The 24,110-nt window shown below is 74.7% G+C and carries 24 protein-coding genes; 5 read left to right on the top strand and 19 right to left on the bottom strand.

The window, feature by feature from the left end:
- Nucleotides 1-125 precede the first annotated feature (125 nt).
- Nucleotides 126-290, top strand: coding sequence for a hypothetical protein (locus FB476_RS16375; protein WP_170233529.1), 165 nt, complete (start codon nucleotides 126-128; stop codon nucleotides 288-290).
- A 101-nt stretch (nucleotides 291-391) separates the two neighbouring features.
- Here the strand turns inward: FB476_RS16375 and FB476_RS05225 are convergent, their stop codons facing one another.
- The gene (locus tag FB476_RS05225) at nucleotides 392-2,848 is read right to left on the bottom strand and encodes a polyribonucleotide nucleotidyltransferase (protein ID WP_141817841.1); all 2,457 of its coding nucleotides are present in this window, start codon (nucleotides 2,846-2,848) and stop codon (nucleotides 392-394) included.
- 167 nt (nucleotides 2,849-3,015) lie between these two features.
- Nucleotides 3,016-3,285, bottom strand: coding sequence for a 30S ribosomal protein S15 (gene rpsO / locus FB476_RS05220; RefSeq protein ID WP_141817840.1), 270 nt, complete (start codon nucleotides 3,283-3,285; stop codon nucleotides 3,016-3,018).
- Nucleotides 3,286-3,449: 164 nt separating this feature from the next.
- On the opposite strand from rpsO, the gene FB476_RS05215 reads away from it, so the two are divergent.
- Complete coding sequence (locus tag FB476_RS05215) at nucleotides 3,450-4,184, top strand: PIG-L deacetylase family protein (RefSeq protein ID WP_141817839.1); 735 nt, start codon at nucleotides 3,450-3,452, stop codon at nucleotides 4,182-4,184.
- A 24-nt stretch (nucleotides 4,185-4,208) separates the two neighbouring features.
- Here FB476_RS05215 and FB476_RS05210 read toward each other — a convergent pair whose 3' ends face one another.
- From FB476_RS05210 to FB476_RS05165, 10 genes are all read right to left on the bottom strand, one after another.
- Complete coding sequence (locus tag FB476_RS05210; RefSeq protein WP_141817838.1) at nucleotides 4,209-5,036, bottom strand: Fpg/Nei family DNA glycosylase; 828 nt, start codon at nucleotides 5,034-5,036, stop codon at nucleotides 4,209-4,211.
- A gap of 49 nt (nucleotides 5,037-5,085) precedes the next feature.
- On the bottom strand, nucleotides 5,086-5,811 hold the full coding sequence (locus FB476_RS05205; protein WP_141817837.1) for a PepSY domain-containing protein: 726 nt from the start codon (nucleotides 5,809-5,811) through the stop codon (nucleotides 5,086-5,088).
- 93 nt (nucleotides 5,812-5,904) lie between these two features.
- Nucleotides 5,905-8,691 carry a phosphoenolpyruvate carboxylase gene (ppc, locus tag FB476_RS05200; protein ID WP_141817836.1) on the bottom strand — a complete coding sequence of 929 codons (2,787 nt, stop codon included), beginning with the start codon at nucleotides 8,689-8,691 and terminating at the stop codon, nucleotides 5,905-5,907.
- Nucleotides 8,692-8,742: 51 nt separating this feature from the next.
- A complete protein-coding gene (locus FB476_RS05195; RefSeq protein ID WP_170233528.1) occupies nucleotides 8,743-9,312 on the bottom strand; it encodes a DUF1697 domain-containing protein in 570 nt (189 codons plus the stop codon).
- 14 nt (nucleotides 9,313-9,326) lie between these two features.
- The gene (mrdA, locus tag FB476_RS05190) at nucleotides 9,327-11,339 is read right to left on the bottom strand and encodes a penicillin-binding protein 2 (protein WP_238329560.1); all 2,013 of its coding nucleotides are present in this window, start codon (nucleotides 11,337-11,339) and stop codon (nucleotides 9,327-9,329) included.
- Nucleotides 11,340-11,398: 59 nt separating this feature from the next.
- Nucleotides 11,399-11,929 (bottom strand): rod shape-determining protein MreD, encoded by a 531-nt coding sequence (gene mreD, locus FB476_RS05185; protein WP_141817833.1) that lies wholly within the window; start codon nucleotides 11,927-11,929, stop codon nucleotides 11,399-11,401.
- On the bottom strand, nucleotides 11,926-12,750 hold the full coding sequence (gene mreC, locus FB476_RS05180; RefSeq protein WP_141817832.1) for a rod shape-determining protein MreC: 825 nt from the start codon (nucleotides 12,748-12,750) through the stop codon (nucleotides 11,926-11,928). The genes mreD and mreC overlap by 4 nt, the downstream gene beginning before the upstream one ends.
- An 11-nt stretch (nucleotides 12,751-12,761) precedes the next feature.
- A complete protein-coding gene (gene mreB / locus FB476_RS05175; protein WP_141817831.1) occupies nucleotides 12,762-13,811 on the bottom strand; it encodes a rod shape-determining protein in 1,050 nt (349 codons plus the stop codon).
- Nucleotides 13,812-13,877: 66 nt separating this feature from the next.
- Entirely contained in the window at nucleotides 13,878-14,843 is a 966-nt protein-coding gene (locus tag FB476_RS05170) for a sucrase ferredoxin (protein ID WP_141817830.1), read from the bottom strand.
- Nucleotides 14,844-14,848: 5 nt separating this feature from the next.
- On the bottom strand, nucleotides 14,849-16,096 hold the full coding sequence (locus tag FB476_RS05165; protein WP_238329559.1) for a cupin domain-containing protein: 1,248 nt from the start codon (nucleotides 16,094-16,096) through the stop codon (nucleotides 14,849-14,851).
- Nucleotides 16,097-16,125: 29 nt separating this feature from the next.
- Here FB476_RS05165 and FB476_RS16370 point away from each other — a divergent pair, with 29 nt between their 5' ends.
- Nucleotides 16,126-16,485, top strand: coding sequence for a hypothetical protein (locus tag FB476_RS16370; RefSeq protein WP_170233527.1), 360 nt, complete (start codon nucleotides 16,126-16,128; stop codon nucleotides 16,483-16,485).
- Nucleotides 16,486-16,715: 230 nt separating this feature from the next.
- Here the strand turns inward: FB476_RS16370 and FB476_RS05155 are convergent, their stop codons facing one another.
- From FB476_RS05155 to FB476_RS05130, 7 genes are all read right to left on the bottom strand, one after another.
- Entirely contained in the window at nucleotides 16,716-19,301 is a 2,586-nt protein-coding gene (locus tag FB476_RS05155) for a CHAT domain-containing protein (protein ID WP_141817828.1), read from the bottom strand.
- A gap of 25 nt (nucleotides 19,302-19,326) precedes the next feature.
- Nucleotides 19,327-19,812 (bottom strand): hypothetical protein, encoded by a 486-nt coding sequence (locus FB476_RS05150; protein WP_141817827.1) that lies wholly within the window; start codon nucleotides 19,810-19,812, stop codon nucleotides 19,327-19,329.
- Nucleotides 19,809-20,411, bottom strand: coding sequence for an RNA polymerase sigma factor (locus FB476_RS05145; RefSeq protein WP_238329558.1), 603 nt, complete (start codon nucleotides 20,409-20,411; stop codon nucleotides 19,809-19,811). Before FB476_RS05145 ends, FB476_RS05150 begins: the two co-directional genes overlap by 4 nt.
- Nucleotides 20,408-20,557: a hypothetical protein gene (locus tag FB476_RS16365; RefSeq protein WP_170233526.1), complete on the bottom strand. Its 150-nt coding sequence runs from the start codon at nucleotides 20,555-20,557 to the stop codon at nucleotides 20,408-20,410. The genes FB476_RS05145 and FB476_RS16365 overlap by 4 nt, the downstream gene beginning before the upstream one ends.
- Before the next feature lie 223 nt (nucleotides 20,558-20,780).
- Entirely contained in the window at nucleotides 20,781-21,218 is a 438-nt protein-coding gene (gene ndk / locus FB476_RS05140) for a nucleoside-diphosphate kinase (protein WP_141817826.1), read from the bottom strand.
- 36 nt (nucleotides 21,219-21,254) lie between these two features.
- Entirely contained in the window at nucleotides 21,255-22,085 is an 831-nt protein-coding gene (locus FB476_RS05135; protein ID WP_141817825.1) for an undecaprenyl-diphosphate phosphatase, read from the bottom strand.
- A gap of 51 nt (nucleotides 22,086-22,136) precedes the next feature.
- Nucleotides 22,137-22,535 carry a DUF4233 domain-containing protein gene (locus FB476_RS05130; RefSeq protein WP_238329557.1) on the bottom strand — a complete coding sequence of 133 codons (399 nt, stop codon included), beginning with the start codon at nucleotides 22,533-22,535 and terminating at the stop codon, nucleotides 22,137-22,139.
- A gap of 112 nt (nucleotides 22,536-22,647) precedes the next feature.
- Here FB476_RS05130 and FB476_RS05125 point away from each other — a divergent pair, with 112 nt between their 5' ends.
- Both FB476_RS05125 and FB476_RS05120 read left to right on the top strand, forming a co-directional pair.
- Nucleotides 22,648-23,274, top strand: coding sequence for a DUF3105 domain-containing protein (locus tag FB476_RS05125; RefSeq protein ID WP_141817824.1), 627 nt, complete (start codon nucleotides 22,648-22,650; stop codon nucleotides 23,272-23,274).
- Nucleotides 23,271-24,074 (top strand): DUF305 domain-containing protein, encoded by an 804-nt coding sequence (locus tag FB476_RS05120; RefSeq protein ID WP_141817823.1) that lies wholly within the window; start codon nucleotides 23,271-23,273, stop codon nucleotides 24,072-24,074. Before FB476_RS05125 ends, FB476_RS05120 begins: the two co-directional genes overlap by 4 nt.
- The last annotated feature ends 36 nt before the right edge of the window (nucleotides 24,075-24,110 follow it).

The following is a 24,110-nucleotide window of genomic DNA, read 5'->3' as shown; positions in this document are numbered from 1 at the left end:
GCACTCACCCACGAGCACAATGGCCTTTGTCGTCGCGCTCGTGTACGGTAGGTGAACACCAGATGAACGACCGCGCCGATCGAGGCCGACGGCGCGGTTCGACGCTTTCCAGGGAGGTGCACGTCATGACCGAGATGATCCGCGAGATCCGCAGCACGCGGCGTCCGGCGCCGCTGACGTGGGTCCCCGTGCAGGGCGCCGACGGCCGCGTGCGCATGGAGATGCGCTGGCAGGTCGGCTCCCCCGCCCGGACGACGCCGCAGTCCGTGGCGCCCGGCAAGATCGCCTGACCCCACGGCAGAGTCTCGCCCTAGCGCGACGAGCTTCGCCGACGACGCACAAGGGCGGGCCCGGAGAACCGGGCCCGCCCTTGCGGCGTCAGGAGTGACGATCAGGCGTCAGCGGACTCCTCCGAGCCACCCTCGCCGGCCTCGCCGTTGGCGCCGCGACCGCGGCCACCACGACGGCGGCGCTGGCGACGGGGACGGTCGCCGTCCTCGCCGTTCTCGTCCTCGGACGAGTCGTCGGCGACCGGAGCGGCGGCGTCCACACCGGGGAGCTCGGCGTCGACGTCGGCAGCGGGATCCTCGGCCGGGGCCTCGGACGCAGCCTCGTCGGAGCCACCCTCGACGACGGCGGCCAGCGAGAGCTTGCCGCGCGGGTCGATCTCCTTGAGCTCCACCTGGACCTTCTGGCCCACCGAGAGCACGTCCTCGACAGCGTCGATGCGCTTGCCGCCGACGAGCTTGCGGATCTCGGAGATGTGCAGCAGACCGTCCTTGCCCGGGAGCAGCGAGATGAACGCGCCGAAGGTCGTGGTCTTGACCACGGTGCCCAGGAAGCGCTCGCCGATCTCCGGCATCTGCGGGTTCGCGATCGCGTTGACCGCGGCCCGGGCGGCCTCGGCCGAGGGGCCGTCGGTCGCGCCAATGTAGACGGTGCCGTCGTCCTCGATCGAGATGTCGGCGCCGGTGTCCTCTTGGATCTGGTTGATCATCTTGCCCTTCGGGCCGATGACCTCGCCGATCTTGTCGACCGGGACCTTCACCGTGATGACGCGCGGAGCGTAGGGGCTCATCTCGTCGGGGGCGTCGATGGCCTCGGTCATGACGTCCAGGATGTGCTGGCGGGCCTCGTGGGCCTGGCCCAGCGCACCGGCGAGGACCTCGGCCGGGATACCGTCCAGCTTGGTGTCCAGCTGGATCGCCGTGACGAACTCACGGGTGCCGGCGACCTTGAAGTCCATGTCGCCGAAGGCGTCCTCGGCGCCGAGGATGTCGGTGAGCGCGGCGTAGCGCATCTCGCCGTCGACCTCAGCGGAGACCAGGCCCATCGCGATGCCCGCGACCGGGGCGCGCAGCGGCACACCGGCGTTGAGCAGCGACATGGTCGAGGCGCAGACGGAGCCCATCGAGGTCGACCCGTTGGAGCCGAGGGCCTCGGACACCTGGCGGATCGCGTAGGGGAACTCCTCGCGCGACGGCAGGACCGGCATGAGCGCACGCTCGGCGAGCGCACCGTGGCCGATCTCGCGACGCTTCGGGGAGCCCACGCGACCGGTCTCACCGGTGCTGTAGGGCGGGAAGTTGTAGTTGTGCATGTAGCGCTTGCGGGTCACCGGGGAGAGGGTGTCCAGCTGCTGCTCCATGCGCAGCATGTTCAGCGTGGTGATGCCCAGGATCTGGGTCTCGCCGCGCTCGAAGATGGCCGAGCCGTGCGCGCGCGGGATGACCTCGACCTCGGCGCTCAGCGCGCGGATGTCCTTGAGGCCACGGCCGTCGATACGCACGCCGTCGCGCAGGATGCGCTCGCGGATGAGCTTCTTCTGCACCGAGCGGAAGGCGGCGTCGAGCTCCTTGTCGCGACCGGCGAAGGGCGCGTCCGCGGACACGTCGCTGTCGCCGGCGGCGTCCCAGGCCAGGCCCAGGAGCTTGGCCTTCATCGCGACCTTGATCTCGTCGATGCGGCTCTCGCGCTCCTGCTTGCCGGCGATCTGCAGGGCCTCGGCGAGGTCGGCGGAGGTGGCCTCCTCGACGGCGGCGTAGGCGTCGTCCTCGTAGTCGAGGAAGCGCGGGAACTCCTGCACCTCCTTGGCGGCCTCGGTGGCCAGGCGCGCCTGCGCCTCGCAGAGGACCTTGATGAACTTCTTGGACTCCTCGAGGCCCTGGGCCACGATGTCCTCGGTCGGGGCCTGCTTGCCCTCGTTCTTGACGAGGTTCCAGGTGGCCTCGGTGGACTCCGCCTCGACCATCATGATCGCGACGTCGTCACCGACGACGCGACCGGCGACGACCATGTCGAAGGTGGAGCGCTCGCTGTCCGAGAAGTTCGGGAAGGCCACCCACTGGCCGTCGATGAGCGACACGCGGGTCGCACCGATCGGGCCGCTGAACGGCAGACCGGAGATCTGCGTCGAGGCGGAGGCAGCGTTGATCGCCAGCACGTCGTACTGGTGGTCGGGGTTGAGCGACAGGACCGTGATGACGACCTGGACCTCGTTGCGCAGACCCTTGGCGAAGGTCGGGCGCAGCGGGCGGTCGATCAGGCGGCAGGTCAGGATCGCGTCCGTGGAGGGGCGACCCTCACGACGGAAGAAGCTGCCGGGGATCTTGCCCGCGGCATACATGCGCTCCTCGACGTCCACCGTCAGCGGGAAGAAGTCGAAGTGGTCCTTGGGGTGCTTGCTGGCCGTCGTGGTCGACAGCAGCATCGTCTCGTCGTCGAGGTAGGCGGTGACGGAGCCGCCGGCCTGCTTGGCCAGGCGTCCGGTCTCGAACCGGACGGTGCGGGTGCCGAAGCTGCCGTTGTCGATCGTGGCTTCGGCGAAGGTGATCTCTGGACCCTCCATGTGGGCCCTCCTTTACGTGTCTCTTCCGACAGCTCGGGGCATCGTCGTTGTGCCCGGCTGTGTCCTACATGCAGGGGGCGCGTCTCCGCGGCCCCGGGCGGGTCGGACGACCCGCCAAACGCAGGAAGAGCGGCCCCCGACGGACGGGAACCGCTCCCCTGCGAAACTCAGCGGCGCAGGCCGAGGCGCTTGATCAGCGAGCGGTAGCGCTCGATGTCGGTCTGCTCCAGGTAACGGAGCAGGCGCTTGCGCTTGCCGACGAGCAGCAGCAGGCCACGACGGCTGTGGTGGTCGTGCTTGTGCTCACGGGCGTGCTCGGTCAGCTCCTTGATCCGAGCGGTCAGCAGCGCGACCTGGACCTCGGGGGAACCGGTGTCGCCCTCGGCCGTGGCGTACTCCTTGATGATTTCCTGCTTGGCGGCAGTGTCCATCGCCATAGGGCGACTCCTTCACTCTCGTTGCGCGGCGCATCCTGGGCATGTCCACCAGGGCACTCTCGATCCGCGGCCGTTCTGACGGCGTCTGTCAGGGTAACAGCGGGGGCGGCCCCCGGCCCAATCGACCAGAGCGCCCAGGCGCGATCGGTGGCAGGGTGTCCGGTATGACGCTCTCACCGTTCCCCTCCGACTGGCAGCGGGCGCTGTGCATCGCTGCGCACCCGGACGACCTCGAGTACGGCACGGCCGGCGCGGTCGCCCGCTGGACCTCCGAGGGCAAGGAGGTGACCTACCTGCTCGTGACCCGGGGCGAGGCCGGCATCGACACGATGGAGCCGGAGCAGGCCGCGCGGGTGCGGGAGCAGGAGGAGCGCGACGGCGCCCGCGAGGTCGGGGTCACCGAGGTCGACTTCCTGGACGGCTTCCCCGACGGGGTGGTCCAGAGCAGCCTGGCCCTGCGGCGGGCCCTGGCCCGCGAGATCCGTCGGCGCCGGCCCGAGGTGGTCGTCACCACCACCTACGCGATGCGCTTCGACGGCGGGCACCTCAACCAGGCCGACCACCGGGTCGTGGGGCTGGAGGTCGTCGACGCGGTGGCCGCGGCCGGCAACCGGTGGATCTTCCCCGAGCTCGTCGGCGAGGGCTTCGAGCCGTGGGGCGGCGTGCGCCTGATCTGCTGGGTGGGCGCCGGCGCGACCCACGAGCTGGAGCTGACCGAGGAGCACTTCGAGGCGGCGGTCCGCTCGCTCGAGGCGCACCAGGAGTACAACGCCGCCCTGCCCGCCGACTTCCCGTCGCCGAGGCAGGTCGTGACCTTCTCGCTGGGCGACGCCGAGAGCGCCGGGGACGACGGCCGTCCCACCCGCTTCCGCTGGACCGCGGAGGTCGCCGGGCGCTGACCGGCGCCCGCCGACCGGCGCCCGTCAGGTCCGCCGCTGGCAGTTGCCGCACCAGAAGAGGTTGCGGCCGGCGACGACCTTGTGCCGCACCGTCGCGCCGCAGCGCAGGCACGGCTCCCCGTTGCGCTTGTAGACCGCGAACTCGCGGGGTACCACCACGGTCTCGCCGGCGGTGATCCGCTCGCGCACGTCCTCGAGCACGTCGTCGAGGGTGATGATCGACCCGGTCCGCACGCCCCAGGGCATGAGGTGCACCAGGTCGTCCCAGACCAGCTGCCACGACGAGCGCTTGAGCGACCTCCCCGGGCGGAGCGGGTGCAGCCGGTGCCGCCACAGCACCTCGCACCGGTAGATGTTGCCGACGCCCGCCACCACCGACTGGTCCATGAGAAGCTCGGCGATGGTCTTCCCCGACCGCGAGATCTTGCGGTATGCCGCGTCCGGGTCCTGGTCGGGCTGCAACGGGTCGGGTCCCTGCCGCGACACCAGCCGGGCGACCTCCTCCTGGTCGACGACGACGCAGGCCATCGGTCCGCGGAGGTCGGCCACGTGCTCCTCGTCCAGGAGGCGCAGCCGGACCTCCCCCACCGCCGGCGGCTCGCTGCCCGGCGGGTCGACCGGCAGCACGAACCACTTGCCGATCAGCCCGAGGTGGACGTGCAGGGTGCGCTCGCCGGCGAAGTCGACGAAGAGCAGCTTGCCGTGCGCCCAGGCCCGCTCGAGGCGGCTCCCGTCGAGCAGCGCGGCGCCGTCGGCGAAGCGCCCCTGCGGGCTGCTGACCTCCGGCACGCCGCCGGCGAACGCGTCGTCCAGGGCACCGGCGAGGCGGTGGAGGGTATGTCCTTCGGGCATGCGCCCATGGTCTCAGGGGCGCGCGAGCCGGACCGACGCCGCCTGCGGCTCAGCCCTCGCCCGTGACCTCGCCCGTCACCGGGTCGACGAGCAGCTCGACGTCCTCCTGGTCGGGGGTGTCGACCACGACCTGCCAGGTCCAGCCGCCGTCCCGCTCGACCAGCGCGGCCGACTCGAGCTGGCCGCGGGCGGCGCGCACCGCCTCGACGACCGCCTCGGCGAGGGTGAGCTGCGCCTCCGCGAGCGCCTGGCGCCCGGGGTCGGGCAGGGCGTCGGGGGTCTGCGACGGCGTGCCGTCGACGGTGGTGCCGTCGGGCCCCACGGTGACCCGCATCGCGCCGTCGGTCGTCGCGACGTCGACCTCCCAGAAGCCGTCCTCGCGGTCGTCGACGTAGTAGGCGTTGCCCTCGACCTCGCCCAGGGCGGTCTCGACCGCGGCGAGCGCCGACGGCGTGAGGTCGGCGGCCGGGCCGCCCCCGACGACGCCGTCACCATCGTCGTCCACGCCGTCGTCGTCCGGGTCGTCGTCGGCCTCGGTCGCCTCCTCGGTCGGTGCGCCGGTGGCGTCTCCGACGGTCTCGGTGGCCTCCTCGGACGGCTCCTCGGTCTCCGTCTCGTCCTCGGTCGGAGGTGCCGACGTCTGCTGCTCGTCCGTCGGCGCGGCCGAGGTCTCGGTCGCCGTCTCCGGCGCGTCGTCACCGCCTCCGGTGCACGCCGTGAGCACGGCGGCCATCGACAGGATCAGGGCTGCGGGCAGGGTCCGGGAGCTCCTCATCCCTCGATCTTGCCAACCGGACCTGGGTGGTCGCCGGGTGGGACGACGCCCGCGCGTGTCTGCCTGCCCGGCAGGGGCGACCAGGCAGACGGGTCAGCCGGTGTTGCGCAGACCCGCCGCGATGCCGTTGACGGTGGCCAGCAGCGCCCGCTCCATCAGGGCGGCCGTCTCCTCGTCGACGTCGGCGTCCTCGCGCAGCCGGCGCAGCAGCTCGACCTGGAGGTAGGAGATCGGGTCGAGGTAGTTGTCCCGGACGGCCAGCGTGCGCTTGAGCACCGGCTCGTCGTCGAGCAGGTCGGTCTCGCCGGTCAGCTCGCGGATCTCGGCGACCGTCAGCTCGAACTCGGCCCGGATGTCGTCGAAGACGTGCCGCAGCTCCTCCGGCACCAGGGTCTGCACGTAGTGCGCCGCGATGTCGAGGTCGGTCTTGGCCAGCGTCATCTCGACGTTGGACAGCACCGCCGCGAAGAAGTGCCAGCGCAGGAGCATCTCGCGCAGAGTCTCGCCGTGCCCCGCCTCGCGCGCCGCCCGCAGACCCGAGCCCACGCCATACCAGCCGGGGATGATCTGGCGGGTCTGCGTCCACCCGAACACCCACGGGATCGCCCGCAGGCCGTCCAGCCCCTGACCGGTGTCGGGGCGCTTGCTCGGGCGGGAGCCGATGTTGAGCCGGCCCAGCTGGTCGACCGGGGTCGCCGCGACGAAGTAGGCGGGCAGGTCGGGGTCGTCGATGAGCCGTCGGTATGCCGTGTACGCCGCGTTGCTCGCCAGGTCCATGACGGCGCCGTAGCGCTCCCGCTCGGCCGCCGTCGTGCGGGGGTCGCGGTGCAGGGCCGAGGCGCGAAGCACGGCGGCGATCGCCAGTTCGAGGTTTTCCTTGGCCAGTGCCGGCAGGGAGTACTTGTCGGAGATGACCTCGCCCTGCTCGGTGAACTTGATCTCGCCCTCGAGCACGCCGTTCGGCTGCGCGAGGATCGCGTCGTAGGTGGGACCGCCGCCGCGGCCGACAGAGCCGCCGCGACCGTGGAAGAGCCGCAGCCGCACCCCGTGCCGGGCCGCCACGTCGCGCAGCGCCCGCTGGGCCTGGTGGATCGCCCACTGCGAGGTGAGCACGCCGGCCTGCTTGTTGGAGTCGGAGTAGCCGAGCATGACCTCCTGCACGTCGCCCCGCAGGCGCACCAGCTCGCGGTAGGACGGCGTCGACAGCAGGGCGTCGACGAGCTCGGCCGCGCCGCGCAGCTCGTCGATGGTCTCCAGCAGCGGCGCGAAGCCGACGCGGGCGAAGGCGCCCTCCCCGCCCGGTCCCCCGTGCAGGTCGACGAGGCCGGCTTCGCGGGCCAGGACGGCGGCGGCGAGGACGTCGTCCGGTCCCTGGGTCATCGAGATGATGTAGGTCTCGATGGCGTCCGGGCCGTAGGTGGTCACGGCCTCCCGGATCTCGTCGAAGACGGCGAGCGTGCGCCCGCGCGGGGCGGCCCGGGTGAGCAGCGGGCGCCGCGAGGCGAGCTCCTCGCCGAGGAGGCGGGTGCGCGCGGCCCGGTCGAGCGCGGCATACCCCCGCCCGCCGGTGGCCCCCACCGCGTCGAGCAGCGGACCGAGCTCGTCGTGGTGCTTCTCGGAGTGCTCGCGGACGTCGAGCGTGGCGAGGTGCAGGCCGGTGCCGGCGATGGTCTGGGCGGCCTGGGCCACCCGCCCGTCGGCGACCAGCTCGCCGCCGTGCAGGCGCAGCGAGTCGGCGACCAGCCGCAGGTCGGCGAGGATCTCCTCGCCGCCGGCGTAGTCGCGGCCGGGCTCGTGCGGCGTGCCGGTCTCGAGCCGGCGGGCCGTGTTGAGCAGCTTGGCCCGCACGCAGGTCAGCTTGAGGCGGTAGGGCTCCTGGGCGTTGAGCTCGAGCACGCGCGGGTCGAGCCCGGGCAGGTGCGCGAGGTCCTCGCGCAGCGACTCCTCCAGCTCCGGCTCGACGCCCACCACCACCGTCGACGACGACACCTGGGAGATGAGCACGTCCACCAGCGAGAGCGCGACGTTGACCGCGTGGCGTCCCTGCAGCTGCAGGATCTCGCGGGTGACCTCCGGCGTGACGAACGGGTTGCCGTCGCGGTCGCCGCCGATCCAGCTGCCGAAGCGCACCGGCGGGCGGGTGACGTCGACGTCCACCCCGTGCCCGGCGAGCAGGTCGGCGAGGTCGCCGAAGAGCTCGGGCACGGTGCGGGTCAGCACCTCGTCGAGGTAGTACATGGCGTTGCGCGCCTCGTCGATCGGCGTCGGCCGGGTCTGGCGCAGCTCGTCGGTCTGCCACACCAGATCGATGAGCTCGGCCAGGTCGCGGTCCTGGCGGCGGCGGGCGACGGTCTCGGGCTCGGTGGGGACCGCGAGCGCGTCGGAGAGGTGGCGCAGCTTGGTGAGCACGCTGCGGCGGGAGGCCTCGGTCGGGTGCGCGGTGAAGACCGGGCGCACGTCGAGCTCGGCCACGGCGTCGGCCAGCAGCTGCGGACCTCCGGCGGCCACGACGTCGCGCACCGCGGAGGTCAGCCAGCCCTCGTCCTCCGGGCGGGCGCCGAGGGTGCGGACGCGGTGCACCTGCTCGGCGGCGTTGGCGAGGTGGAAGTAGGCGGCGAAGGCCCGCACCAGCGACGAGGCGGTCTCCAGCGGCAGCTCGGCGAGCACCCGCCGGACCTCCTCGGCCGCGCCCTCGTCGCCCTCCTTGCTGGCCTTGGTCGTCAGGCGCACGCGCTCGACGGCGTCGAGCAGGTCCTGGCCGTGGTGGCGGACGAGGGACTGGCCGAGCAGGGTCGAGAGCCGGCGCACGTCGGCGCGCAGCTCGGGGCTGATCGGGTCGGTCGACCGTCCGTGGTCGGGCGCGCTCGCGGTCTGGCTCACCCGTCGAACCCTACCGAGAGGTGCCGTGGCGTCAGCCGGTCGGGCGCCCCGTCAGCCCTCGACCATCGCGCGCAGCTTGCGCACCGTGGCGAGGTTGCGCGCGGTGCCCGCCCCCGTCCCCGCCCGGCGCCGCATCGCCGGCCGGTCGAGCAGCGGGAAGAGCACGCTGCGCCCCATCCCGTCCGGCGTGCGGACGTAGACGACGCGGCCGCGCACGACGGCCTCGTCGGGCGAGCCCTTCCCGCGTGCCTCCGCGACGGCCTCCGCCACCGCCTCGGCAGCGGCCTCGGGCAGCGGGTCGGCGAAGACGAGCGCGTGCACGTGCCGCAGGTCCTCGACGTCGGGCCACGGGCAGTCCTCGTCGAGGGCGACCACCTGCGTGCGGGTGAGCACGACGACCGCGAGATCGAGGCCGGTGCGCTCGTGCAGCCCCTCGGAGAGCGCCTGCGCCAGCTGCCTCGCCCCGCCGCGCGCGCCGAAGACGAGGTTGCCCGACCGGATGTAGGTCGCGACGTCGGTCCAGCCCAGGTCGGTCGCGACCTGCCGCAGGACCTCCATCGGCAGCTGGTTGCCGCGCCCGACGTTGATGCCCCGCAGCAGGGCGGCGTGGGTGACGCTCAACGTCCCTCTCCCTCCTAGTCGCGCTCGCGCAGCACGTCCCAGATCGCCCGGGCCGCCGGGGCCGCGGCGTCGGCGCCCAGGCCGCCCTCCTCGAGGACGACCACGACGACGTACTCGGGATCGTCCGCCGGCCCGTAGGAGGCGTACCAGGAGGTCGCCTCCCTGCCGAAGGCCTCGGCGGACCCCGTCTTCCCCGCGAGAGGGTATGCCGTGTGCGGCCACCCGCGGAAGGCCGCGGCCCCCGTGCCGGTCACGTTGACCCGCTCCAGCCCCTCGCGCACGACCTGCAGCGCCCGGGCCTCCAGGGCCACGCTGCCGAGCGGCACCGGCTCGAGCTCCTCGAGCAGCTGCCCGTCCTGGGTCTGGAAGGCCGCGGCGACCTGGGGCTGCCAGAGCCGGCCGCCGTTGGCGATCGCGGCGTAGACGACCGCCATCTGCAGGGGCGTGGTCGCGACGTCGCCCTGGCCGATGGAGAAGTTGACGGCGTCGCCGGGACGCCACTGCCAGCCGTCGGCGCAGTTCTCCTCGGCCAGCTGCTCGAGGAACTCGCGCCGCTCCTCGTCCTCCACCTCGGGATAGCCGTCCTCCGCCCGTGCGCAGGTCGCCTCCCGGGTGGCCTCCCAGTAGTCCCGGCGCCACTGCCGGGACGGCAGCGTGCCGCCCACCTCCCCGGGCAGGTCGATCCCGGTGGGTCGGCCCAGTCCGAAGCCGCGCGCGACGGCCAGGAAGCGGTCGTGCTGGTCGGTCGACCCGTCGGTGCCGACGCCCCCGAGCGAGCGCCAGTGGTCGTAGGCCCAGCGGTAGAAGGAGGTGTCGCAGGAGACCTCGAGGATCTCCGGCAGGGTGAGCAGGCCGTAGGCCTCGGACTCGTAGTTGGTGAACCGCTGACCGGCGATCGTCACGGCCCCCGGGCAGGCGTAGCGCGCGTCCGGGTCGACACCGGTCTGGAGGGCGGCCGGCAGCGAGACGACCTTGAAGGTCGAGGCCGGCGGGAAGGTCTCGGCGACGAGCCGGTCGAGCAGCGGCTGCCCCCGCTCGGGGTCGAGCAGCGCCTCGTAGTCGGCCTGGCTCACGCCGGTCGTCCAGATGCCGGGGTCGTAGGTGGGCCAGCTGGCCGCGGCGACCACGGCGCCGTCGTCGGGCCGCAGCACGACCGCCGCGCCGGAGGTGGCGGGGGCGCCGCCTTTCCGCGCCCGGGCGACGGCGTCCGCCAGCGCCTGCTCGGCCGCGGCCTGCACCTCGACGTCGAGGTGGGTGCGCACGTCGGCGCCCGGCCGGGGGTCGGTGCTCGACAGCCGCCCGGTGACGATCCCGCGCGGGTCCACGGTCACGGTGGTGCGGCCGGGGGTGCCCCGCAGCTGCTGGTCGTAGACCTGCTCGAGGCCGGCCCGCCCGACCCGGTCCTGCGGGTCCAGCGAGCCGTCGGAGGCGTCGACCTCCTCCTGGGTCGGCCGGCCGAGGTAGCCCAGGACGTGCGCGGCGTTGACGCCCTCCGGAGCCGGATAGCTGCGCACGGGCAGGGTCCTCACCCCGATCCCGGCGAAGTCTTCCGGGTGCTCGAGGACGGCGAGCGCCCGCACGGGGTCGACGTCGAAGGCGAGCGGCACCGGCTCGTAGGGCGACCCCGAGAAGCAGAGCGGCACGGGCGGGGCGTCCGCCGTGCCGCAGAGGCGGGTCCGGCCCCAGAGCTCCTCCACGGGCAGCTCCAGCGCGTCGGCCACCGACGTGATCAGGGCCCGCCCCTCGTCCTCGGACTCCAGGAGCACCTCGGGCTCGACCGTGACCACCGAGGACGGGGCGTTGGCCGCGAGCGGCGTGCCGTCGGCGGCCAGCAGCCGGCCCCGCAGGGCGGGTGTGGTGATCTCGCGGGTGCTGACCTCGGCGGCGGCCACGGCGGCCTCCTCGTGCTCCACGAGCTGCACCTGGCCGAGTCGGCCGAGGAGCAGCCCGCCGAGCACCAGGACCGCGAGGATGACCGCCCAGACCGGGCGGGTGGCCAGCTCGCGCCGCACGCGGGGCGGGGTCACGACGGGACGCGGCACCCGGACGACGGGCCGGCGCCGCGACGGGGGCACCCGGTCAGGGCTCACGGCCACCCCCGCGTTGCACCGGCGCGGGAGGGCTCACCGCCACGGAACGGTTCGGCAGCGCGTCGCTCCAGCAGCACGAGCGGGGCCAGCAGGAGGGCGGCGACGACGGCGGTCGCCACCCACGACCACCACAGGTCGGTGGGCGTCGCCCGGCCGAAGCCGGCCGCGGCCGCCAAGCAGCGGACGCCGAGCAGCAGGGCCGCGGTGGCCACCGTGGCGAGCCAGGGCAGCAGCGGAGAGGCGGCGACATGGCGCCGCACCAGCCCGAGCGCGGCCCCGGCCGCGGCGTAGGCGAGGCCGCCGGCGCCGAGGGGCTCGGCGCCCGGAGGCACCAGGTCGAGCAGCCAGCCGCCGGCGAGCCCGACGAGCAGCCCGGTCGTTGGCCCCCGGACCAGCGCGGCGGCCGCCACCACGACGAGCACGAGGTCGGCGCGGGGCACGCCCGAGACGGCCGGCAGCGCGCTGGGGAGCAGGACCGCGGCGACGAGCAGCAGCGCCCGGGTCAGCAGCTGAAGGGCGCCGCTCACCGCCGGTCCTCCCCGGGCATCACGACCGCGACGAGGTCGAGGGTCGCGGTCTCGACGAAGGGTGTGACGACGGCCGTCCGGCCGAGCTGGCCGCGGTCGGGGTCGACGGCCGTCACCGTGCCGAGCGGCACGCGGGCGACGTAGGGCCGGTCGTCGGGGCTGCCGAGCGTCGTCACCGTGTCGCCGACCGCGATCGGGACGTCCCCGAGCGCGGTGAGGGTGAGCTCGTCCGGCCCGCGGGCGGGGAGCCCGGGCGGGGCGGTCGCCGCCACGCTCCCCAGCGCCCCGCCGGCACCCTCGTCGTCCTCGCCGTAGCGGACGCCCACGACGACGCCCGGGTCGCCGAGCAGCAGGACGTCGGCGCTGCGCGGTGCCGTGCGCAGCACGCGGCCCACCAGCCCGTCGGCCGAGACCACCGTGAGGTCCTCCTGCACGCCGTCGAGCTCCCCCACGTCGATGGTCACCGTGCGCCCGCCGACCGGGGAGGTCGCCGGCGAGAAGGCCACCACCCGGGCCGGGAGGAGAAGGTGGTCGCCCCACGTCGTGGCGCGGTCGAGGCGCTCGAGCTGCCCGTGCCTCCGGACCTCCTCGCGCAGCCGGATGACCTCGGCGGCCAGGGCGTAGCGCTCCTCGGTCAGCTCGCGCACCCGGTCGTCGTCCCAGCCCGCGAGCGCCCGCTGCACCGGGACGGTCGCGGTCGCGACGGCGGAGCGGAGGGGGTCGGCGACGCCGGGCCGCGCCAGGTCCGCGACCAGCGCGGCGGCGGTCACCGCCGTGAGCACCGCGGCTGTGGCGCGGAGCGCCCGGGGGCGGGACGGCATACCCCTGCCCCCTAGACCCGCGGCGCGCCGACGAGGATCCGCCGGAGCACCGCGAAGTCGTCCACGCACGCGCCCGCCCCGCGGATGACGGCGTGCTCGGCCGCGTCGGCGACGCGCACCGGCACCCCCAGCTCGTGGCGCAGGCGCTCGGTCCAGCCGCGCAGGAGCGCCCCTCCCCCGGTGAGCACGACGCCGCTGTCGAGCAGGTCGCCCGCGAGCTCGGGAGGGCAGACGTCGAGGACCAGTCGCACGACCTCGACGACGTGGGCGGTGACCGGCTCGATCATCCGGCGCACCTCCTCGCTGCCCAGCTCGATCGTCCTCGGCAGCCCGGTCTCGAGGTCACGGCCGCGCACCCGCACCGTGAGCTCCTGCGCGAGCGGCCACACCGACCCGGCCCGCAGCTTGATGTCGTCCGCCGAGCGCTCGCCGAGCAGCAGGCCGTGGGTCTCCTTGACGCCGCGCACGACAGCCTCGTCGACCTCGTCGCCGCCGACCCGGACGCTGCGCGCGTTGACGATGCCGCCCAGCGAGATCACTGCGACGTCGGTGGTGCCGCCACCCATGTCGACGACCATCGAGGCCCGGGCGGACTCCACCGGCAGCCTCGCACCGATCGCTGCGGCCATGGCCTCCTCGAGCACGTGCACCGAGCGCGCGCCGCACCGGATCGCGGCGTCCTCGAGCGCACGCCGCTCGACCGCCGTGACACCGCTCGGCACGCAGACCACGGCCCGGGGCCGCACCAGCCGCGAGGGGCGGACGCGTGCCACGAAGTGCCGCAGCATCTGCTCGGTCACGTCGGGGTCGGTGATCACGCCGTCGGACAGCGGGCGCAGCGTGACGACCCGGTCCGGGGTGCGCCCGAGCATCTCCTGCGCGGCGGTGCCGGCGGCGACCAGGCGGCCCGTGCGGGTGTCGACGGCGACCAGCGTCGGCTCGTCGAGGACGATGCCGCGGCCGCGGACGTGCACCTGGGTGGTGGCGGTGCCCAGGTCGATGGCCAGGTCCCGGCCGAGGGGCGTCCAGCCCCCTGACCTCCTGCCGCCACCCGTGTCCACCCGGCGATCGTAGACAACGCGGCCCGCCCTCCGGCGAGGGCGCGCTGGGGCGGCCTGGCCCAGAGGTCAGCGGGGGTCGAGGACGCGCACGACGCCGGGGACGGGGACCCGGGAGACCTTCGGCGCGACGGCCTGGCAGGTGAGCCGGGCCGGCGGGCGGTCGTGCTCGCGCACCTCCACCTCGGCATCGCGACCGTCGGGCAGGCGCAGCCGGACGAGGGACGCGGCGGCGACCCCGTCGGGCGCCTCGAGCGGCTCGCTGCCGACCGCCTCCACCGAGCCGCAGGGCAGCGGACCGAGCTGGTCGTGCACCGCCACGATCGCGGCCTGGACCGGGCGGGGATGGCCCACCACCCCGCGCAGGTATGCCGTGCGCGGGCGGCCCGCGTGGTGCTCGGCGAGGACCTCGCAGGCCTCCTCGACGCCCAGGCCCCCGTAGGTCGCGCCGTCGGGCAGCACCACCACATTGGCGGCGAACCGGTCACCGCCGGTGTGCGAGCACTCCCAGGTCGACCCCGGCCAGCGGGAGGCGAGGTCGAGGGCGACGGGGCGGCCCCGCACGGCGCAGCAGACGTCCTTCTTGCCGTGGGTGCACACGAGCACGAGCGTCTCGTCGTCGCCGGGCGTCGCGTCGGGCGGCGCAGCCCGCTGGCGGTCCCACCGGTCGAGCTCCTCGAGCCGTTCCACTGCGTGGAGCAGCTCCGACGGGGCGCTCCACGTGCCCCAGGTGACCCGGTGACCGGTCGGGGCTGCGGTGTCGACGACGCACCACGCCCGCCGGTAGCCGACGGGGTGCCTCCCGGGCCGGCGGATGAGCATGATCCGGCCACCGACGGCCGCGGCCCGCTGCTGCGCCTCGGTGCGGACCTCGACCGGCAGGGGCGCGGAGGCGAAGCCGTCGAACGCCCAGCCGCTCTCCTGCTCGACCAGCAGGAACCGGTGCTGCGGCGGGGCGGTGCCGAGCATGGGGTCCTGCCGCTCGCGGGCGGCGTCGCTGCACCGGAAGGCCTGGTGGTCCTCGGTCGTGGGCATGGGGGTCAGTCTCCCAGCCGTCCGCCGTCGACCAGGACGAGGCCGTGCCGCACGAGCCGGCGGCCCAGGTCGAGAGCCGTCGCCGGATCTGCCGCGAGATCGGCGACGCGGCCGGACCGGGCGTCGAGCAGGGCGCGCAGCGCGGGGACGTGGTGGCTGTCGAGCGTCAGGCGGCCGGCCCGGGACGAGACGACGACGGTCCCCTCCTCCGGCCCCGGCAGCAGGTCGACGAGGAGGGCCTCGCGGAGGCGCAGGACCGTGTCCGCCGTGAGCTCCTCGGCGGCGGCGAGCTGGGCGAGCGGGCCGAGCGGCTCGGGACGTTGCGCGGCCCGCTCGCGCCGCCGCAGCACCCGCAGCACCTCGGTGTCGGGCAGCTCCTCGATCGCGCGCAGCAGCGCCCGCCGCGCCCCGGCGACCTCCTCCGCGAGAGAGCCCAGGTCGGTGAGGTCGGGGCCGAGGGGCAGGGACGCCCGCAGGTCGGGGTCGTCACCCAGCCGTGTCGTGGCGCGCTCCACGATCGCCTCGGCCAGGTGGTGCCGGGTCCACTGGTGGATGCCGAACGTCAGGTGCGCCGTGACGCCCCCGAGCGCCCGGGCGGCGTGGATCCAGCCGCGGGGCAGGTAGAGGACGTCGCCGGGCGCGAGGTCCACGTCGAGGTATGCCGCTTCCCGGGCCCGCGCGGCGACCTCGGCCGCCCGGTCGGTCCAGGGCTGGTCGCGCAGCGGAGCCGGCAGGACGGGCTCGGAGATCGTCCAGCGCTTGCGGCCGTGGACCTGGACGACGACCACGTCGTGGACGTCGTAGTGGGCGGAGAAGCCCTGGTTCTGCGGCGGCGTGACGTAGGCGTTGACCTGGACCGGGTGGCCGAGGTCGGCGGCCAGCCCGGCCGCGGCCCGGCGCACCGGGTCCCAGGTGCGGTGCAGCCCCTGCAGCACGATCGTGGCCCCGTCGCCGAAGAGCTGGAGCAGCCGGTCCTCGCTGACCTGGTCGCCGATGCCGGCGCCGATCCCGCCGCCCGACGTGAACTGCCGCTCGGGCAGCGTGGACCCGTCCTTGGCCACCCGCAGGAAGGGCGTGCGCAGCCCACGGCGCGAGACGAGCTCGTCGACGGCCTCGAGGGAGAAGAGGTCGCCGACGTCGTCCCCGCCCCGCTCGGCAGCCGTGCGCAGCAGGGGGCGTCGGCCCCAGCACTCCACCAGTGCCTCCGGCCCGTCGGCGCCGAGGAGGCGCCGCAGGGTCGGGCGGTCGGTCACCGGGGCCGGAGGCTCAGCGCTCAACCGGCGTGCCCGTCGGCACCACCGTCGGCTCCGCCGTCCGCACCACCATCAGCGCCGCCGTCGGCACCGCCGTCCGCACCACCATCGGGACCGCCGTCAGCGCCACCATCGGCACCGCCGTCACCGCCGGACCCCGCGTGGCCGTCGGCGCCCACGGCACCGGTCAGCGACTCGCCCGCGCCACCTCCGCCACCGGAGCCGACATCCGCCCCGCCGTCGGCACCACCATCAGCGCCACCGTCCGCTCCCCCGTCGGCCCCGCCGTCGGCACCTCCGTCAGCCCCACCGTCGAGCGAGGCACCGCCCTCGGACGCCGCCTCCATCGACTCGAAGGCCTCGTGCACGTCATCGGCGCCCAGCCCTGAGTCGTCGAACTCCTCGGTGCCACCGGTCGGGTTGCTGCTGTCCTGCGTGCTCATGCTGCCTCCTCCGCGATCGGCCGCCCGGACGGGTGGCCTGGATCACACTCTTGCGAGGTGGGTTCCCGCGCGCAACCGGGAGGCGCAGCGGGATCGGGCGCGGGGACGCAAGGTGGGTCCCGGGTCGGGAGACAGCGACCCGGCAGGGCGATCCCCACGTCAGGGTCGCCCCCACGTCAGGGGGACGCCACCGACCAGGGCGAGCCCCAGGCGACGAAGGCCCCCGCGAGCGGCAGGTCGGAGGCCGACGCGGCCGCGGCGAGCGCCTCGTCGACCTCGAGCCCGTCGGCGAGCGCACGGTGGTAGCGCGGCATGACGTCGGCGGCGGTGGCGTCGGGCACGCGGCAGGGCGAGGCGACGACGCTCCCGACGCCGAGGGAGAGCAGCCCGCTGGCCAGACCGAGGGTCGCGGCACCACCACGCGCCTGGACCCGGCCCGCCTCGCAGGCCGAGACGACGACGTGCGAGGCGCTGCGGTCGGCGCGCTCCAGGTCGGCCAGGAAGGCCGGGCCGTCCTGCAGCCACAGCGAGGAGAAGAGCGGGCTGTCGGAGCGGTGGCTGCCGTGGGCGGCGACGTGCACGACGTCGGCACCCGCCAGGCCCGCGGACAGGTCCTGCGACACCGCCAGGTCGGCCGGCGGAGGGGCTCCCCACACGGAGCTCACCCCGCCCGTCTCCTCGAGGGCGGACGGGAGCCCGGGCCCGGCCAGGGCGACGGCCCGCGGCGAGGTGACCTCGCGGGCGCCGCGCACCCACGAGCCCAGGCTCGGCGCGACCGTGGTGGGCCGGCCCGAGCGCGACGGCAGCGTGCCCCAGGCCACGGCCGCCAGCGCGGGGACGGGCACGACGACGAGTCGTCCCTCGACGCGCAGCGGGGCGAGGACCCGATCGTCGAGCGCCCGCGCCGAGGCCGTCAGCGAGGCCTGGACGACCTCGACCATGGGCCCGGACCCCACCCGGACGCGGGCCTCGAGGTCGGCGGTCAGCCGCCGCACGAGCTCGTGCACGTCGCCCGCGGGGCCGAGGTCGACCCACCGGGTGCGTCGGCCGGTGACGACGGCGGCCCCGAGCCGGCCGTCCACCTCCGCGAAGCAGACGGCGGTGGCACCACGGTGCTCCAGCTCGGCGCGGACCAGCGGGAGCGCGACGGCGCGACGCGGGCCGTGGGTCGCGTCCGCGCTGCTCGCCCACGACGCCGCGGCGATGCGCCGCTCGAGCGCACGGATGCGGTCGCGCAGCTCGCCGGCCCGGTCGGGCTCGTCGCGCACCTCCTGCCCCAGTGAGCGCAGCTGGGCGACCTGCCGGGCGAGACCGGGGTCGGCCGGCGGACGCACAGCCGGGGTGCGGGAGGAGACGTCGTTCCAGCGCTCGATCGCGGCCAGCCGGGCCGCGGCTCCGTCGCCGGCGAGCTCGAGGTCCAGCCGGGCCAGGTCCCGGGCGTGCTGCACGGTCACCGAGCGCAGGTCGAGGCTGGCGCTGCCGGTCAGCGCGGTGGACAGGTCGCGCAGCGCGGCCCGGACGTGCCGCCGCGCCTCGCGCAGGTCCTCCTCCGCCCGCGCCGCGCGCGCCAGCACCGCCCGGGTGCGCATGCGGGTGCCGAGCGACCCGACGCGGGCCAGGTCCGCCGACCGGGCGAGCAGGTCGACGGCCTCGGTGTGCCGGCCGAGACGGGTGAGCGCCTCGGCGGCGAACAGGCGGGCCAGGTCGGCGGCGACGTGGTCACCGTCGCGGTCGAACTGCTCGGCCAGCCTGGCCCCTCGCGCCGCCACCCGCCCCGGGGCGGCGCCCGAGCGCAGCCGGGCGGTCAGGCGCACGAGCTCCGCCCGGCGCCGCAGGGCCGGGGCGCCGGCGCGGGTCAGGGCGCGGGCGGCGCGCTCCGCGGTCGCCATCGCGGCGACCGGGTCGTCCAGCACGAGCTGGCCCTGGGCCAGGTCGATGAGCGACTCGCCCGCCTGCATCTCCTGGCCGTCGGCCAGGGCCGCCTCGGTGCTGCGCTCGAGCAGCTCGACGGCCTCGACGAGCAGCCCGGCCTCGAGCAGCAGCAGCCCGCGGCCGTGCCAGGCGGGGGCGCGGGAGATGTCGGTCGGCAGCTCGTCGGCCGCGAGCATGAGCGAGAGCGCCCGGGGCAGGTCGCCGGCGTTGAAGAGGGCCAGCGCCTGGTTGTGCCGGGCCATGAACTCCTGGCGGACCAGCCCGTTGGCGGCGGCCAGCTCGGCCGCGGTGGCGAAGTCGGCCGCCGCACCGTCGGTGTCGGGCACGTCGAGGCGCAGGTAGCCCCGGGTGAGGAGGATCGGGAACTGCTCGCGCGGCCCGAGCGCGTCCAGCTGCTCGGCGGCCACGTCGAGCTCGGCGAGCGCGTCCCGGGGTCGGCCGGCGCGGGCGTGCAGGACGGCCAGCTGGGAGCGGACCAGCGCCCCGAGGGCGCGCCGGACCCCGGCCGCCGGGACCGTCTCGGCGGCGGCCAGCGCCTGCTCGACGAGCGGTCGTGCCGCCGTCGGGCCGTGACGCTCGACGACGGACGTGCTCAACGACAGGCATACGCGGACCCACGCCTCGAGGGCCCCCGCGGGCGCCTCGCCGAGGGCGGGGAAGGGCTCCTGGTCCTCGACGTCGGGCACCGGCCGTCCGGTCTCGAGGTGCTCGAGGGCGCGCCGCAGGAGACGTTCGGCCTCGGCCGGTCGTCCCGCCGTGTTGGTGACCCGTCCCTGCTCGAAGAGGGTGGCGACTCCGGCGGGCACCGCTGCGTCCGGGGAGGGCGTCATGTCCCCGGAATCTACGCGGTCGCGATCAGAGGGTGAACTGCGGCGTCACGACGGCGCGCCCCTGGTCAGGGCGGACGAGCAGGTGCGCGGGACCGTGCGGGAGGTCGGCCAGGACGAAACGGCCGTCCTGGTCCGCGGTCGTGCTGCGGGTGCCGTGCCCACCCAGGTCGAGCTCCACCTCGCCCGGCCCGCACGTGAGCCAGCCGTCCAGCCGGGCGCGACCGGTCGCGTCGTAGGACACGCTGACCATGATGCTCGTGCTGTCGGTGCTGTAGGTGATCGTCGTCGCCTGCGCCGGCTCCTCGGCGGCCAGCGCCCGCGAGACGAGCTCGGCCTGGGAGGTCAGCTCGGCGACCTCGGCCTGCAGCGCCCGCACGGTGAGTGCGAAGGCGATGCGGTCGGTCAGGTGGGCGGGGCAGGGGTCGAGCCGCGACGCGGTCTCGCGCAGCTCGCGCAGGATCGCCTCGTCGGTGCTGTCCAGGGGCTCCAGGCCCGTGTCGGTCATGTTCATGCGTCCACCCATCGTGGGTCGGCGGCGAGGGAGCGCCGCAGCTTGTCGAGGCACCGGCCGCGCGTGGGGCCGATGCTGCCCCGCGGCATACCGAGCGCCGTCGAGACCTGGTCGTAGTCGGGGCGGTCGACGAAGGCCACCAGCCGCAGGAGCACCCGGCAGCGCTCCGGAAGGTCGGACACGGCCGCCCACAGGGTGCGCTGCCGCTCGGTGAGGATGGCCAGCGTCTCGGGATCCTCGGCGGTCTCGCCCGGGTCGACGGTGCCGCTCTCGTCGTAGTTGTCGCGGCGCGCGGCCCGGCCGTCGCGCCAGGCCTCACGCTTGACCGCGGTGACGAGCCAGCCCAGCACGGCGCGCGGGTCGCGCACGTCGTCGGCGTGGTCGACCAGCCGCAGCCAGACCTCCTGCACGGCGTCCTCCGCGGCGTGGGCCGCGCAGCCGTGGGAGCGCGCGACCTGCCAGAGCATGGGCGTGAGCAGCTCGACGAGCTCGCCCATCGCCTCCAGGCGGCCGGCGCGGTAGTCGGCGAAGCGCTCGCCGGCACGCTGCGCCAGCGAGGGCCGGGCGGTGCCGGCCTCGGTCCCGGGGCCTCCGGTCACTCGGACCCGCCGTCGGTCGTGTCGGTCGTGCCGCCCGGGTCACCACCCTGCCCGGACAGGTAGCCACCCTTGCCGTCGCCCGTCTGGCCGCCGTCGTCGCCGGTGCTCGCGCCGCCGATGGTGCCGGGCTTGATCTCCTTGGGCATGTCGGTCCCCTCTCCCTGCGGTCAGGACACGGCCAGCGTAGTGCCGCGCACCCTGTCAGAGACAGGGGTGGCCGCCCAGATACATCGCCAGGACGACCGGGGTCGCCACCGGGTCCGTCCCGAGGATGACGGGGCCGACGACGAGGCCGATGACGAGGACCGGAAGGCACGCGCGCCGCCGCCCCGGAGGGACGGCGGCGCGCCGTGTGTCGTGCGGGGTCGGTCAGGCCAGACCGGGGAACCAGATGGCGATCTCGCGGGCCGCCGACTCCGGGGAGTCGGAGCCGTGCACGATGTTCTGCTGGACCTTGAGGCCCCAGTCACGGCCGAGGTCGCCACGGATGGTGCCGGGTGCCGCCGCGGTCGGGTCGGTCGCGCCGGAGAGCGAGCGGAAGCCGGCGATGCAGCCCTGGCCCTCGATGACGGCGGCGGTCACCGGGCCGGAGGACATGAACTCCAGCAGCGGCTCGTAGAACGGCTTGCCCTCGTGCTCGGCGTAGTGCGCCTCGAGCTGCTCGCGGGTGGGGGTGGTGACGGCCAGCGCCACCAGGGTGTAGCCCTTGGCCTCGATGCGGCGCAGGACCTCCCCCGACAGCCCACGGCGGAAGCCGTCGGGCTTGACGAGGACGAGGGAACGTTCGGTCTGGGGGTTGTCGGTCACGCCTCCCAGGGTAGTTCCCCCGGGACCGGTCCGACCTCAGGCCTCCAGGACGCCGAACCCCAGCAGGGCGAAGAGCACCAGCGCCAGCACGATCCGGTAGACCATGAACGGCGTGAAGGTGTGCGTGCTGATGTAGCGCATGAACCAGGCGATCACGGCATACCCCACGGCGAAGGCGATGAGGGTGGCCACGGCGATCGGCCCCCACGCGGTGCCGGAGCCGCTCGCGTCGCCCGCGACAACCTTGGCGACCTGGTAGCCGCCGCTGGCGATCACGGCCGGGATGGCCAGCAGGAAGGAGTAGCGGGCCGCCGCCTCGCGGGTGTAGCCCATGAAGAGACCACCGGCGATCGTGCCGCCGCTGCGCGACACGCCCGGGATCAGCGCCAGGGCCTGCCACAGACCGAAGGCGAGGCCGTGCTTCCAGGTCATCTGCGTGAGCTCGCGCTGCTGCTTGCCCCACCGCTCGGCGGCCAGGATGACGAACGCGAAGACCAGCAGCATGGTCGCGGTGATCCACAACGAGCGGAACTCCGCCTCGATCCAGTCCTGGAGCAGCAGCCCCAGCACCCCGATCGGGATGGTGCCGACGATGACCCACCAGCCGAGCAGGGCGTCGGGGTCGGTGCGCGGGATCCGGCCCGCCAGCGACGCGGCCCACGCCCGGATGATGCGCACGATGTCGCGCCAGAAGTAGAGCAGCACCGCCGCCTCGGTCCCGAGCTGGGAGATGGCGGTGAAGGCGGCGCCCGGGTCCTCAGCCCCCATCAGCCGCCCGACGATCGAGATGTGGGCGCTGGAGGAGATCGGCAGGAACTCGGTGAGCCCCTGGACGAGGCCGAGCACGATGGCGGTGAGGAAGTCCACGAAGGAGTGCTCCTAGGGAGGGGCGGTCGGACCAGGGAAGGGTATGCGGTGTCAGCCGGCCTGGGCGGCCAGGCGGGCCCGCTCGGCGTCGATCCGGAGGCCGTGGCGCACGCAGACCCACCACAGGAGACCGAAGAGCAGGGCGACGACGACCATCGCGGGCAGCACGAGCGCGCTGGCCAGCGTGAGCACCTGGCAGAGCCAGCCGAGGAGCAGGCCGACCCGGCTCCGCATGGCGCCGGCGGCGACGAGGCAGAGGACCGCCAGCCCCGACCCGCCCCACAGCAGCAGGTCGCCGGTGCCGCCGCCGAGGGCCTTGTCGAGCTGCCAGGCGACGAGGGCCCCGAAGAAGACGCTGATCGCCTGACCGAGCAGGACCGCGGCGCACAGCCGGCGGGTGATCTGGCCGGGGCGTCGGGCGGGCATGGACGGCGCGTCGGGGGAGGTCACCCGAGCGATTGTCCCAGACCCCTCACCAGCAGCCTCCCAGGCGGACCCCCTACCCTGTCCTCCAACGTCCGACGGAGCCGTTGGCTCCCCAGTGCCGAGCCAGGAGCAACGCGTGCCCCGACCCGACCGCGCCACCGCCAACGACCGCGCCTCCAAGGTGGCCCAGATCCAGAAGGCCAACGCCTCGGCCGAGCGCCGCCGCGGCGCGATCATCTGGGGCTCCGCCGCCCTGGTCGTCGCGCTCATCGTCGGCATCGTCGCCGCCGCCATCATCAGGGACAGCCCGGTCAACGCCGACCTCTCCGCGGTCAAGGTCTTCGACAACGAGTCCGCCGACCACCGCACCGAGCCGATCGAGTACGACTCCGTCGTCCCGGCCGGCGGCCCGCACCACCCGGCGTGGTGGAACTGCGGCGTCTACGACGAGCCGATCCGGACCGAGCACGCGGTCCACTCGCTGGAGCACGGCGCCGTCTGGCTGACCTACCGCGAGGATCTGCCCGAGGACCAGGTGAAGATCCTCAAGGACCTCGGCGACTCCGACTACATGCTGGTCTCCCCCGTGCCCGAGCAGGAGTCCCCGGTCATCGCGACCGCGTGGGACCACCAGCTCGAGCTGGACACCGCCGACGAGAAGACCCTGCGGGCCTTCATCCGCGAGTACCGCCAGGGCCCGCAGACGCCCGAGCCGGGCGCCGCCTGCACGGGCGGGACGTCGACCTCGCTGCTCGGGCGATGACCGGGCAGGGCCGCTTCGAGGACGCCCGGGTCGACGACGCGGGTGCGGGCGGTCCGGGCGTGCCCGGTGCCGACGTGGCGCCCCGTGCCGAGCTCCCCGCGCGCGACCGCTGGCGCACCTTCGGGGCCCCCGCCCTGGCGGTCGTGACGATAGCCGCGCTCTGCCTCGGCACGCTGCTGGGCTGGCTGGTCTTCGACCCGCACCACCCTGGCGACGACAGCGCGGAGGCCGGCTTCGCCCGCGACATGAGCGAGCACCACGCCCAGGCGGTCCAGATGTCGCAGCTGGTCATGCAGCGCACCGACGACGAGGACGTGCGCCGGCTGGCGATCGACATCGACAACAACCAGAACTTCGAGCGCGGGCAGATGGCGGCCTGGCTCATCGAGTGGGGCCTGCCCCGTGCCCGCGGCGGCGAGCCGATGGAGTGGATGGAGGGTCACGACCACGCCTCCATGGAGCTGCCCGCGGGCGTCTCCATGCCGGGTATGGCGACCCCCGTCGAGATCCAGGAGCTCACCGACGCGCAGGGCGAGGAGGCGGAGGTCCTCTTCCTCCAGCTCATGACGACCCACCACATCGCCGGCGTCGAGATGGCCGAGGCCGTGCTGGGCCTGGCCCGCGACCCGGAGGTCCTGGCGGCGGCCCAGCGCATGGTCGACGCCCAGGTCGGCGAGATCCGGCTGATGAGCGACATGCTGGCCGAGCGCGGATCGCAGACCCGCGAGGACGTGTCCGGCTGGCTGTCCGGGGACCGGGCCGACGTGGGCACGGGCGGGCACGAGAGCCACTCGGGCTGACGCCGGAGCTGCTGCCGTGAGACGAGGGCCGGCCGC

This window comes from Ornithinimicrobium humiphilum (assembly GCF_006716885.1).
Taxonomy (GTDB): Bacteria; Actinomycetota; Actinomycetes; order Actinomycetales; family Dermatophilaceae; genus Ornithinicoccus; species Ornithinicoccus humiphilus.
The sequence above is the reverse complement of the archived record's forward strand: the minus strand, read 5'-3'. Positions and strand labels throughout refer to the sequence as shown.